Raw genomic sequence first — 11,707 nt, 5'->3', positions numbered from 1 at the left:
GGCAGCATGGGGGATCCCGGACGCCACATCCGGTCACGCGTGCGCTGGGATCAACGCACTCGTCACATGTGGTTGTCGTTCGGATCCTTGCGGACGTCGCCGACATAGAGAATGACCGTCTCCTTGCCGAGGTTTTTCCACCAGTGTGAGGTGCCGAACACTTCCGGGCGGATATCGCCGGTCTTGTGCACGATCGGGTCGACACAGTTGGAGGCATATTCGACGATCTCGCCCTGCTGCACGAAGATCAGGGCAGGGCGGTCGTCGTGGCTGTGCCAGGGCACGATGCCGCCGGGCTCGATGGTCAGCTTGCGGAAGCGCAGCTCGCGGCCCTCGATATGCGCCGGCTGCTTGCCGAGGTCGATCGCGCCGAGCGTGGTGTCCGTGACGCCGACCGGCTTGTAGTCGACCATCTGATGCGCATTCGGCTTGATCTTGTCGGCAGGGCATTCGCCGGCGAAAACCGGCTGTGCGGTGAAGAGAAGCGAGCCGGCAAGAGCGATAGCTGGCCAGAACGCGCGCGATATATCGAGATGCCTGGGCATGGGAAGTCTCCTCTGTTGCGCCGTGGCCTCACAGGTCAGCGGCTATGGCAGCAGCTTCGTTGAATTCGTGCTTGGGATGAAATGCCGTGTCGCTCTCGCTGCGATAGCGTTGCGCTATGGTGGCGCGATAGGCGGCAGCTATCGAACCGATTGGGTATCGGCATTTCCGCCGGACGAATATCGGGCGTTCGATGGCCGTCGCCCCCTTGCGGGGAGGCTCGAACGCAAAAATAATGCTAACTTTGCTGCCGGAGCGGAAGATGACGTCACTTTCACCAGCCGACGCCGAGCGGCTCAAATCTGCCTTCCAGCGCTGCCGCGACATGGACGGCACGCTGAATGAGCAGCTCCGCGCCTATGCCGATGCCAGCCGCGAGGTCTTCCCGGCCTATGGCGATGCGGTTGATCGCCTGGTGAGGCGATTGGACGGAAACGGCGGCGGCGAGACCGCACCGCGCCCGGGCGATGCGATGCTCCCATTCATGCTGCCGGACGAAGGCGGACGTCTCGTGACGCTGCCCGCGCTGCTGGCGCAAGGCCCCGTCGCGGTGATGTTCTTCCGCGGACATTGGTGTCCCTATTGCCGGCTCAATGTCCGCGCCGTGGTGCAGGCGCAGGGCCGCATCGCGGCGATGGGCGCGCAGATCGTGGCGATCATGCCGGAGACGCAGGAATATACCGAACGGCTCAAATCCGACTCCGGCGCGCCATTTCCGATCCTGACCGATCTCGACAATGGCTACGCGCTGTCGCTCAATCTTGCGATCTGGCTCGGCGTCGAGATCCAGCAATTGCTGTCCTATCAGGACATGGCGAAGTTCCACGGCAATGACGGCTGGGTGTTGCCGATCCCGGCGGTGTTCGTGGTCGGACGCGATGGACTGGTGAAAGCGCGATTCGTTGATCCTGATTTTCGCAAGCGCATGGAGATCGACGATCTGCTCGAAGCGCTCGACGGCGCGAGCCGGGAGAATTGAGCTTTACCTAGCTCGCGCTCTCTTCCCTTCTCCCACAAGGGGAGAACGAAGGCAGCGGCATTCGTTATTGAAATTAGCCCGCGATCGCTCGCCAGTCCGCACCGCGCAGCATCCGCATCACGGCATTGGCCACGGCCGTGCGTTGCCGGCCGGCCACCCCGTAGAGGCTGACGGTGCGGCGGGCATCCAGCCCGGTCACCGCGGCGCGTGTCAGCTTTTCCGGCACGGGTGACGTGTGCGGCACCATGGCGACGCCGATATCGGCTTCGACCAGTTCGATCAGATCGCGTTCATTGGAAATCTCATGTCCATGCTCGATGCCGTGCTCGCGCAGGCTTGCGGAGATCCGGCTGGCGTGCTCGCAGAATGTCCGGCTCAGCAGCTGCTCCGCGCGCAGATCGTCCAGTTCGATGTTGCTGCGGCCGGCCAGCCGGTGCTCCCTGCTGACCACGAGCTCGAACTCCTCCGTGAACAACGGCCAGACGTCGAGGCGTTCCCAGTCCTCGTCGATCTCGGCCGCGATGCCAAGCTCGGCTTCGCCTTTCTTCAGGAACTCCGCGACCTCGCGGCTGGTCCCGCGCAGGAAGCGCAGTTCGAGCCGGTTGAACTGCCGCCTGATCTCGTCGAGATGCGGAATGAGCAACGACAGATCAATCGAATGCGTCAGGGCGATGCGCAGCGCGCCAACTTCTCCGCTCTTGAAGGAGGAGGCGAGCGAACGAGCGCCGGCGGCGGCGTCATAGCATTGCTTCAGCAGCGGATGCATGCGCTGGCCGAGCTCGGTCAGCTGCGCCGCCGGCCGTTCGCGCCGGAACAAATCGCCGCCGAGCTCGGCTTCGAGTTGCTTGATCGCGCGCGTCAGCGAGGGCTGCGTTACATTGCACTCCTCGGCCGCGCGCGTGAAATTGAACAGCTGCGCCACCGCGAGGAAATAGCGGACCTGGTGCATTTCCATGGATCGGCTCCCGGCGAGATCGAGCGGACCTTATCCGATCGGGACAGGGAATGACATCCCGCCGCAATAGCGCCTGCGTATGGATTCGGAAGCCAACCGGCATTTCAAAAAGGCCCGAGAATCGCCGAGAACGGCAGGACGTAACAATGGCCCTACGCCTGACGAATGATAACCATAGGCTCGACAGGAGCGAACCATGAACGGCACGCAGAACAACATACAGCGCAAGGACCTGCCGGGTCAGGTCGTCCTCGTGCTTCAGGGCGGCGGCGCGCTCGGCTCGTACCAGGCCGGCGTCTACCAGGCGCTGCACGAGGCCGGTATCGAGCCGGACTGGATCATCGGCACCTCGATCGGCGCGATCAATGCGAGCCTCATTGCCGGCAACCCAAGGGAGCACCGGCTCGCGCGCCTGAGGGAGTTCTGGAAGCGGATGGAGCAGACGCCGGTCTGGGATTGGCGCGCCGCGTTTCCCGGCTTCAACGAGAAGCTGGCCTATTGGTCGACCGTGACCCACGGCATTCCAGGTTTCTTCCGGCCCAATCCGCTGGCGCATGCCGGCGATTGCTATCCGCTCGGCGCCGACCACGCCGGCTTCTATTCGACCGCGCCGCTGGAGAAGACGCTGAGCGAGCTGGTCGATTTCGATCTGGCCAATCGCTGCGCGCCGCGCCTGACGGTCGGTGCGGCTCATGTCGGGACCAGCCAGATGCGCTATTTCGACAGCCGCGACGGCGAGCTGACGGTGAAGCATGTGATGGCCTCCGGCGCGCTGCCGCCGGCTTTCCCGGCGGTGCGCATCGATGGCGAGCTCTATTGGGACGGTGGCATCCTGTCGAACACGCCGACGGAAGCGGTGTTCGACGACAATCCACGCAGGGATTCGCTGATCTTCTCCGTGCATCTGTGGAATCCCGTCGGCGCCGAGCCGACCACGATCGCGGAGGTGCTGAACCGGCAAAAGGACGTGCAGTACTCCAGCCGGATCGCCAGCCAGATCACCCGCCAGCAGCAGGCCCATCGCCTGCGCCATGTCATCAACCAGCTCGCGGCGCGGCTTTCGGAGAGCGAGCGTAGCGACCCGGCTGTGCGAGAGCTGACGAGCTACGGCTGCGCGACCCGCATGCATGTGGTGCGGCTGCTGGCGCCGCAGCTCGACAGCGAGACCCATACCAAGGACATCGACTTCAGCCCGTCGGGCATCACGCGGCGCTGGCATGCTGGCTACGCCCACACGAAGTCCGCGCTTGCGCGAAAACCGTGGGTCGGTGAATTCGATCCGCTCGCCGGCGTGGTGCTGCACGAGCATATCGACGAGATGCCGATGGCCGCGGAATAGGCGGCAAGCCATCGTTTCGTTCATCGAATTGCCACAGGCCTTGCGGATCATCGGTCCATGTCTGCAATCGGTGAGGCCCTGCAATTGGTGTCTGGAAGCGATCTGGAATTGGCGCTCGACAAGGTCCGTGCTGATGCGGCTGGACCAGTGCCCGGCGTGTTCGGTCCCTCCTCCGTCACCTGGCGGATCGACCGCGAGGCCGTGATCTTCCTCGGTGCCGGCCGTGCGCTGTTGTTGCAGCTGGCCCATCCCTGGGTCGCTGCCGCTATCGCCGAACACTCCAAAACCTTTGCCGATCCGATCGGACGCTTCCATCGCACCTTCGACATTGTTTTTGCCATGGTGTTCGGCTCGCTCGACCGTGCCTTGCTGTCGTCCCGGCAGTTGCACCGGCGCCACGCGATGATCGTCGGTGAGATGCCGGAGACGGTCGGTCCGTTCGCGGCCGGCTCGCACTACTGCGCCAATGACATTCCATCGCTGCGCTGGGTGCACGCGACGCTGGTCGAGACCGCGCTGATGGCGCACGATCTGGTCCTGCCGCCGCTCTCGGCGGAGGAGCGCGAGCGTTACTGGACCGAGAGCCGGACTTTTGGCGCGTTGTTCGGGTTGACGGCGGATGATCTGCCGGCGGACTGGGCCGGGTTTGCGTCGTACACGGCGGCGATGGTGCAGTCGGAGACGCTGACCGTCAGTTCGGCGGCGCGCGAGATCGCTGCGCAAATCTTTGGTGGCGCGCGACCATGGCTGCGGCCGCCGCGATGGTATCGCGCGATCACGGCGAGCTTGCTGCCGGAGCCGTTGCGTGCGGGGTTTGGGTTTGAGCTGGATGAACGCGAGAGCAGATCCGCTGACAATGCGCTGCGATGGATACGGCGGGTCTATCCGAAATTGCCGGACCGCCTGCGCTATGTCGGCCCCTACCAGGAAGCGGAAGCGCGGCTGCGCGGCGAGCCGCAGCCAGACTGGATGACGCGGTGTCTCAACAGGGCCTGGATCGGTCGACCGCAAATGGATGCGCGCTCCGGCGTGTCCCGGACAAGCCGCAACGCGTGAGCGTTGCGGCGCAGAGCCGGGACCCAGAAGCTACGGAATCCGGTGCGACATGGGCCCCGGCTCAGCAGCGCACCGTCGAAGAGACGCTGCGCTGCGTCCGGGGCACGAAAGTGTCGCGCCTCACACCGACGCCAGCTTTCGGTACAGCGCGCTGTAGGTGCCGGCCGAGATGCTCCAGGAGAACGAGCGGCCCATGGCGCTGCGGCGCATGGTGTCGAGCTGGTCCTGCGCCATGAAGGCCTCGAAGGCGCGGCGGACGCCGCCGAGGAAGGATTCGTGCGAGGGCTTTGAGAACAGGAAGCCGGTCTCGCCGTCGGTGATGGTCTCGGCGAGCCCGCCGGTCTGGTGACCGATCGGGAGCGAGCCGAAACGCTGGGCGTACATCTGGCTCAGTCCACACGGCTCGAACCGCGACGGCATCAAGGTAAAATCGCTGCCGGCAAAGATGCGCCGCGCTTGGGCGTCGTTGAAGCCGATGGTGACGCCGATGGCGTCGGGCCGGCGGCGGTGGGCGTCGACCAAGGCCTGCTCGAGCGCGGGCTCGCCGGAGCCGGTGACCACGATCTGCCCGCCGGCATCGACGATCTCGTCGGCCGCCGCCAGCACGAGGTCGATGCCCTTCTGGTGCACGAGGCGGGCGACGATGCCGAATATCGGCCCGCGCGATACCGCTAAGCCAAACTGCTTGCGGACATAATCCGCATTGGCCTTTTTGCCGATCCAGTCGCCGGCGCCGAATTGCTGGGCGAGCTGGGCGCAGGAGCGCGGATCCCAGCTCTCGTCGATGCCGTTGAGGATGCCGGTCAGCTCGGAGGCGTCGGAGCGCAAACGAAGCAGCCCCTCCATGCCGCAGCCGAATTCATTCGTGGTGATTTCCCGCGCATAAGTGCCGCTGACGGTGGTGAGGTGCGAGGCATAGACGAGGCCCGCCTTGAGGAAGGAGAGCTGGTCGTAGAATTCGACGCCGTCGATGTGAAAGGAGCTCTCGGGGACGCCGATCCGCCGCAGCGAGTCTTTTGGGAAGAGCCCCTGATAGGCGAGGTTGTGGATGGTCAGGATCGAGGGGAGCTTGCTGCCACGCCAGGCGAGATAGGCCGGCACCAGCGAGGCCTGCCAGTCATTGGCATGGATCAGGTCTGCTGCCCAATTCTTGTCCAGCTTGCCCATGGCAAGCTCAGCAGCTGCCGAGGCAAAGCGTGCGAAGCGGATGTCGTTGTCGGGCCAGTCGCGCCCGGACTCGTCGCCATAGGGATTGCCGGGCCGGTCGTAGAGTTGCGAACACAACAGCACATAGACCGGCAGGCCGTCCTTGGTCGCGGCCCGGCCGAGCGAGCAGGCCGGCATCTCCGCGAACGCGGGGCAGCGGCCAACGATCTGAATATGCGTGAGTTGCTCGATGATGTCGCGATAGCCGGGCAGCATCACCCTGATATCGGCGAAGGGGCGAAGGGCCCTCGGGAGCGCGGCGGAAACGGCTCCGAGTCCGCCGACGCGGACAAAGTCGTCCATCTCTGTCGTAACGAACAAGACCCTCAAGAACTGTTGCCCTCATCCGATCCCGTTTGCTGCTATGCAAGAACGGGTCCAGTTGCCCAAAAACTCCCAAGCCTGACCGCAAGGCGCGTCCGTTCGGTAAAGACTTTCCTACTTAGCCGCCGCCCTCTAGGGTCGGCGCACCAACAAGAGAGAACGTTGATCGTTCCTAACGGACCCCAAGGACTCGACAAGGACGCCAGCACGTATGCCGCTATCAGATAAGCATGAGGGAACGACGACAAAGGCCTTCGCGGGCCTCAGGGTCCTGGATTTTTCGACCACCATTGCCGGTCCCCATTGTGCGCGGATGCTTGCCGACATGGGTGCCGAGGTCATCAAGATCGAGACCGACGGCGGCGAGACGATGCGGACCCGGCCGCCGCTGCGCAAGGGCTGCAGCACCGTGTTTGGCCAGCTCAATGTCGGCAAGAAGAGCGTGGTGCTCGACCTCAAATCCGAGGACGGCAGGGAGGCGGTGCGACGGCTGGTCGCGACAGCGGACATTCTGGTCGAGAACTTTCGCCCGGGCGTGATGCGCCGCCTGCGGCTCGACTACGACAGTCTGCGCCCGGTCAATCCCAAGCTGATCTACTGCTCGATCTCCGGCTATGGCCAGAGCGGCCCCTCGGCCGAGCTGCCGGCCTATGCGCCGGTGATCCATGCGGCCTCCGGCTATGACATGGCGCATCTCGCCTACCAGCCGGGCCGCAGCCGCCCGGATTATTGCGGCATCTACCATGCCGATGTCGTCACCGGCACCTACGGTTTTGGCGCGATTGCATCGGCGCTGTATCAGCGCACGGTGACCGGGCTCGGCCAGCACATTGACGTCTCCATGCTGGAATCGATGCTGACGCTGACGGTGATCGAGTTGCAGAACTCGCAATTCGCGGTGAAGCCGCCGCCGCGCCCGATGTTCGGCCCGACCGAGACCGCCGACGGCTTTGTCATGATTACGGTCGGGAGCGAGAAGACGTTCCAGTGCCTGATGGAGGTGATCGGCCGCCCCGAATGGATTTCCGATCCGCGCTTCTCCAGCTATGCCCCGCGCCGCGAGAGCTGGGCCGACATGATGGACGGCGTCGAGGTCTGGTCAAAGCAGCTCTCAACCGATGCATGCCTCGTCGGCTTAAGTGCGGCTGGCGTGCCGGCCTCGGCCTACCGCACCATCAGTGAGGCGCTGGCCGATCCGCAGCTTGCGCATAGGCAGGCGCTCTCGTCGGTGGAGGACGGAGGCGGCTCATTCCAGGTGCTCAATCTGCCGTTCCGGATGTCCGGGGCCGACACCGCGCCGGGCAAGACGATGGCCGTGCTCGGCGAGCACACCGATGCGCTGCGCGACGAGATCGGCCTTTCGGGCGATGCGTCAATTCCGTCAGGCAAAACAGCCGTGCAAGGCTGACGCAAGGCTAACGAACGGCTTCGTGCGGCAAGCAATGCGGCCTTGCACGTGGTCGGCTTGCCATCGTTCGCCGGGGTGAACTAGACAGATCCAAGTTTGTCTCGTCCTGCTGCCCGTGGCATGGTGACGGCGACAAGAAAACTATCCGGGAGGACGCCGATGAAGAGTTTCAAGGTCGCCGATTTCAAGGCGCCGCTGCAGGAGTTCGACGAGGCGACGCCGCAGCCGTCGGGCACGCAGGTGCTGATCAAGGTGAAGGCCGCCGGCGTCTGCCACAGCGATCTCCACATCTGGGAAGGTGGCTACGATCTCGGCCACGGCCGCAAGCCGCTGTCGCTGAAAGATCGCGGCATCAACCTGCCGTTAACGATGGGGCATGAGACGGTCGGCGAAATCGCCGCCTTCGGTCCAGACGTGAAGCCGGGCGATCAGGGCGATCTGAAGCTTGGCGATGTCGGCCTGGTCTATCCCTGGATCGGCTGCGGCAAATGCGCTGTTTGTCTTGCCGGCGACGAGAACATGTGCGCGACGCCGCGCTCGCTCGGTGTCTATTGCGACGGCGGCTATTCCGATCACATGCTGGTGCCGCATCCGCGCTATCTGCTCAATTTAAAGGGCCTTGATCCCGCGACGACCGCGCCTTACGCCTGCTCAGGCGTCACCACCTACAGCGCGCTCAAGAAGGTCGAGCAGCATTTTGACACGCCGATCGTGATGTTCGGCGCCGGCGGCCTCGGCCTGATGGCTCTGTCTCTGTTGAAGGCGATGGGCGGCAAGGGCGCGATCATGCTCGACATCGACGCCAGGAAGCGCGAAGCCGCGGAGAAGGCCGGCGCGCTCGCCACCATTGATCCCAAGGCGCCGGATGCGCTGGAGCAACTGGCCAAGAAAGCCGGCGGTCCGATCCGCGCCGTGATCGATCTCGTCGGCAATGCCGCGACGACACAGCTCGGCTTCGACTGCCTCGCCAAGGGCGGCAAGCTCGTCATCGTCGGCCTGTTCGGCGGTGGTGCGACCTGGGCGTTGCCGCTGATACCGATCAAGGCGGTGACGATCCAGGGCAGCTATGTCGGCAATTTGCGCGAGACGCAGGAACTGCTCGATCTCGTCCGCGCCAAGAACGTGGCGCCGATCCCGGTGACGAAGGCGCCGCTCAACAAGGCCAACGACGCGCTGGTGCAGTTGCAGCAGGGCGCGGTGGTCGGACGCACGGTGCTGATGCCGTAGTACGACTCTCTCTCCTCGTCATTGCGAGCGAAGCGAAGCAATCCAGACTGCCTCCGAGGATGCATTTCTGGATTGCTTCGTCGCAACGGCTCCTCGCAATGACGAGGCCACACCTTTCTTCACGCAGGATTCACCTCAAATGTCCGCAAACAACGCCTTCCACATTGCCGTGCTCGCCGGTGACGGCATCGGCCCTGAAGTCATGGCGCCCGCCATCGAGGTTCTGCGCAAGATCGAACAGAAATCCGGCTTGAGCTTCCGCTTCACCGAGGCGCCGGCCGGCGCCAACAATTATCTTGCGACCGGCAAGTCGATGCCTGACAGCACCATCAAGCTCTGCGAGGAGGCCGACGCGATCCTGCTCGGCGCCTGCGGTCTGCCGTCGGTGCGCTACCCCGACAACACCGAGATCGCGCCGCAGATCGAGCTGCGCGTCATCTTCGATCTCTATGCCGGCGTGCGCCCGGCGCGGTTGATCCCGGGCGTGCCGAGCCCGATCGTCGGCGCCGACCAGTGCGGCATCGATCTCGTCGTGATCCGCGAGTCCACCGAAGGCCTCTTCGCCTCGATGGGCAAGGGCGTCGTCACCCACGAGGATGCGCGCGAGACGCTGGTGATCACACGCAGGACCTCCGAGCGCCTGTTCGAGTTCTCGTTTCGCCTCGCCGAGCGGCGCAAGGCGCGCGGCAAGCCGGGTTCGCTCGCCTGCGTCGACAAAGCCAACGTGTTCAAGGCCTTTGCGTTCTTCCGCGGCATTTTTGACGAGATCGCCAAGAAGCATCCTGAGGTGAAAACCGATCGCCTCTACGTCGATGCCTGCTCGGCGATGCTGGTCAAGCGGCCCTGGGATTTCGACGTGATGGTGATGGAGAACATGTTCGGCGACATCGTCTCCGACATCACCGCGAGTCTGATCGGCGGCCTCGGCATGGCGCCGTCGGCCGATATCGGCGACAAATACGCCGTGTTCCAACCTTGCCACGGCACCGCGCCCGATATCATGGGGCAGGGCAAGGCCAATCCGACCGGCATGATCCTGTCGGCCGCGATGATGCTGGACTGGCTCGCCGACAAGCACGGCGTCGAAGGTGCTGCCGAAGCCGGTGAGCAGATCGAGCGCGCGGTCGATCAGGTCTATGCCGGCGGACTCAAGCCGATGGAGTTCGGTGGCAGCAACGGCACGGCGGACATTACGAAAGCGGTGCTGGGGGCGCTGTAGAGATAGGCGGCCTAAAGCATGATCCGGAAAAGTGCGAAGCGGGTTTCCGAGAAGATCATGCGCGAACAGCAACCTAAAGCGCGATGACGATTCATCCCAATCTCATCGCGCTTTAGTTCAGACGCCGCGGGTTGCCTTTGCAATCCACGTTCGTTCCCGAATGACGCTGCAAATCTGGAACTTGAACTCGCTGAAAAAGGACTCGACCCCACGCCGCTTTGCCTTGGCGTGCTCGGGATCAATCCGCCATTGATGAAGCGCTTCCTCCGTCTCGAATTCGACGATCGTCACGCGCTCTCCATCGTCGGCGACGAAACCCTTATGCGAGATGTAGCCAGGTATCGTCCGCGCCAGTTCGCTCATGTGTTTTGCCATCGGCCCATATTCATCCTGCACGCCGGGTTTCATTCGCGTGCGAAATACGGTGACGATCATCGGATGGGCTCCTGTGTGAGGCTGCCATGATCTTTACCGAAAGCAGATCATCATATATAATGAATAATCATGATGTAATTGATCTCTCTGAGAGATGTAAATGGATCTGTCGGATCTGCGAATATTCGTCGCGGTCGTGCGCGAAGGCGGCGTGACGCGCGCGGCCGAGCGGCTGCATCGCGTTCAGTCCAATGTCACAACCCGCATCCGGCAGTTGGAAGAGGATCTCGGCGTAGGTCTCTTCATTCGAGAAGGTAAACGCTTGCATCTGGCGCCCCAGGGGCAAGTGCTGTTTGGTTACGCCAATCGCCTGCTCGCTCTTGCGGATGAAGCACGCGATGCTCTGCAAGATGCAAAACCCCGCGGTACGTTCCGCCTCGGCGCGATGGAAAGCACGGCAGCTGTCAGGCTGCCGGGACTGCTCAGCGAATACCACCAGCGGCATCCAGGGGTCGTTCTGGAGCTTCGTACCGGCAATCCGCAGGTTCTTGCGAGCGCCATCCTCGCCGGCGATATCGATGCAGCGCTTGTCGCCGAACCAATAGCCGATGAGCCATTTGAGAAGGCGCCCGCCTTCGAGGAGGAGTTGGTGATTATCGCGGCCGCCAATCATCCGCCGATCGGCAAGAAAAGCAGCGACCTGCCGCGTACCATCATTGTCTTCGAACACGGATGCCCGCATCGCAAGCGGCTTGAAGACTGGTACGCAAAGCGAAGCGAAATGCCGGAGCGCATGATCGAACTGGCGTCGTATCACGCGATGCTGGGTTGCGTTGTTGCCGGCATGGGGGTGGCGCTGATTCCAAAAAGCGTTCTGGCCACGTTTCCAGACAGGAAACTTTTGAGCGTCCACCCGTTGGGAAGAACGGAGAACCGGGCGTGGACTGTGCTCATCTGGCGTAGGGGAGCGGGCTCGGCGAACATTCAGGCCTTGAGGGAGATCTTGCAAGGCTCCCGGTTGGCCGGTCATCGGCAAGCGAGGACCGCCAGGACTGTATGAGGCGTGACCGGACGCC

The 11,707-nt window shown here is 63.6% G+C and carries 11 protein-coding genes; 7 read left to right on the top strand and 4 right to left on the bottom strand.

Going from position 1 to position 11,707, the window contains the following annotated elements:
* Window positions 1–62 precede the first annotated feature (62 nt).
* On the bottom strand, window positions 63–545 hold the full coding sequence (locus tag BMW89_RS08815; protein WP_092024588.1) for a cupin domain-containing protein: 483 nt from the start codon (window positions 543–545) through the stop codon (window positions 63–65).
* 260 nt (window positions 546–805) lie between these two features.
* Here BMW89_RS08815 and BMW89_RS08810 point away from each other — a divergent pair, with 260 nt between their 5' ends.
* The gene (locus BMW89_RS08810; RefSeq protein WP_092024586.1) at window positions 806–1,522 is read left to right on the top strand and encodes a peroxiredoxin-like family protein; all 717 of its coding nucleotides are present in this window, start codon (window positions 806–808) and stop codon (window positions 1,520–1,522) included.
* A 73-nt stretch (window positions 1,523–1,595) separates the two neighbouring features.
* Here the strand turns inward: BMW89_RS08810 and BMW89_RS08805 are convergent, their stop codons facing one another.
* Window positions 1,596–2,477, bottom strand: a complete 882-nt coding sequence (locus tag BMW89_RS08805) for a LysR family transcriptional regulator (protein WP_092024584.1) — start codon at window positions 2,475–2,477, stop codon at window positions 1,596–1,598.
* 196 nt (window positions 2,478–2,673) lie between these two features.
* Here BMW89_RS08805 and BMW89_RS08800 point away from each other — a divergent pair, with 196 nt between their 5' ends.
* Both BMW89_RS08800 and BMW89_RS08795 read left to right on the top strand, forming a co-directional pair.
* Window positions 2,674–3,816 carry a patatin-like phospholipase family protein gene (locus tag BMW89_RS08800; RefSeq protein WP_092024582.1) on the top strand — a complete coding sequence of 381 codons (1,143 nt, stop codon included), beginning with the start codon at window positions 2,674–2,676 and terminating at the stop codon, window positions 3,814–3,816.
* An 84-nt stretch (window positions 3,817–3,900) separates the two neighbouring features.
* On the top strand, window positions 3,901–4,872 hold the full coding sequence (locus tag BMW89_RS08795; protein WP_177195929.1) for an oxygenase MpaB family protein: 972 nt from the start codon (window positions 3,901–3,903) through the stop codon (window positions 4,870–4,872).
* Between the two features lie 120 nt (window positions 4,873–4,992).
* Here BMW89_RS08795 and glgA read toward each other — a convergent pair whose 3' ends face one another.
* Window positions 4,993–6,408, bottom strand: a complete 1,416-nt coding sequence (glgA, locus tag BMW89_RS08790) for a glycogen synthase GlgA (protein ID WP_092024580.1) — start codon at window positions 6,406–6,408, stop codon at window positions 4,993–4,995.
* A gap of 205 nt (window positions 6,409–6,613) precedes the next feature.
* Between glgA and BMW89_RS08785 the strand changes: the two genes are divergently transcribed.
* From BMW89_RS08785 to BMW89_RS08775, 3 genes are all read left to right on the top strand, one after another.
* Window positions 6,614–7,810, top strand: a complete 1,197-nt coding sequence (locus tag BMW89_RS08785; protein ID WP_092024578.1) for a CaiB/BaiF CoA transferase family protein — start codon at window positions 6,614–6,616, stop codon at window positions 7,808–7,810.
* A 159-nt stretch (window positions 7,811–7,969) separates the two neighbouring features.
* On the top strand, window positions 7,970–9,037 hold the full coding sequence (locus BMW89_RS08780; RefSeq protein ID WP_092024576.1) for an alcohol dehydrogenase: 1,068 nt from the start codon (window positions 7,970–7,972) through the stop codon (window positions 9,035–9,037).
* A gap of 139 nt (window positions 9,038–9,176) precedes the next feature.
* The gene (locus BMW89_RS08775; RefSeq protein ID WP_092024574.1) at window positions 9,177–10,256 is read left to right on the top strand and encodes an isocitrate/isopropylmalate dehydrogenase family protein; all 1,080 of its coding nucleotides are present in this window, start codon (window positions 9,177–9,179) and stop codon (window positions 10,254–10,256) included.
* Window positions 10,257–10,373: 117 nt separating this feature from the next.
* Here the strand turns inward: BMW89_RS08775 and BMW89_RS08770 are convergent, their stop codons facing one another.
* Window positions 10,374–10,691 carry an antibiotic biosynthesis monooxygenase family protein gene (locus BMW89_RS08770; protein WP_092024572.1) on the bottom strand — a complete coding sequence of 106 codons (318 nt, stop codon included), beginning with the start codon at window positions 10,689–10,691 and terminating at the stop codon, window positions 10,374–10,376.
* 100 nt (window positions 10,692–10,791) lie between these two features.
* Here BMW89_RS08770 and BMW89_RS08765 point away from each other — a divergent pair, with 100 nt between their 5' ends.
* Window positions 10,792–11,691 (top strand): LysR family transcriptional regulator, encoded by a 900-nt coding sequence (locus tag BMW89_RS08765; RefSeq protein ID WP_092024570.1) that lies wholly within the window; start codon window positions 10,792–10,794, stop codon window positions 11,689–11,691.
* Window positions 11,692–11,707 lie beyond the last annotated feature (16 nt).

This window comes from Bradyrhizobium sp. OK095, from assembly GCF_900109945.1.
Taxonomy (GTDB): domain Bacteria; phylum Pseudomonadota; class Alphaproteobacteria; order Rhizobiales; family Xanthobacteraceae; genus Bradyrhizobium.
Note: the sequence above shows the minus strand (reverse complement) of the source record. Positions and strands in the feature narration are given on the sequence as shown.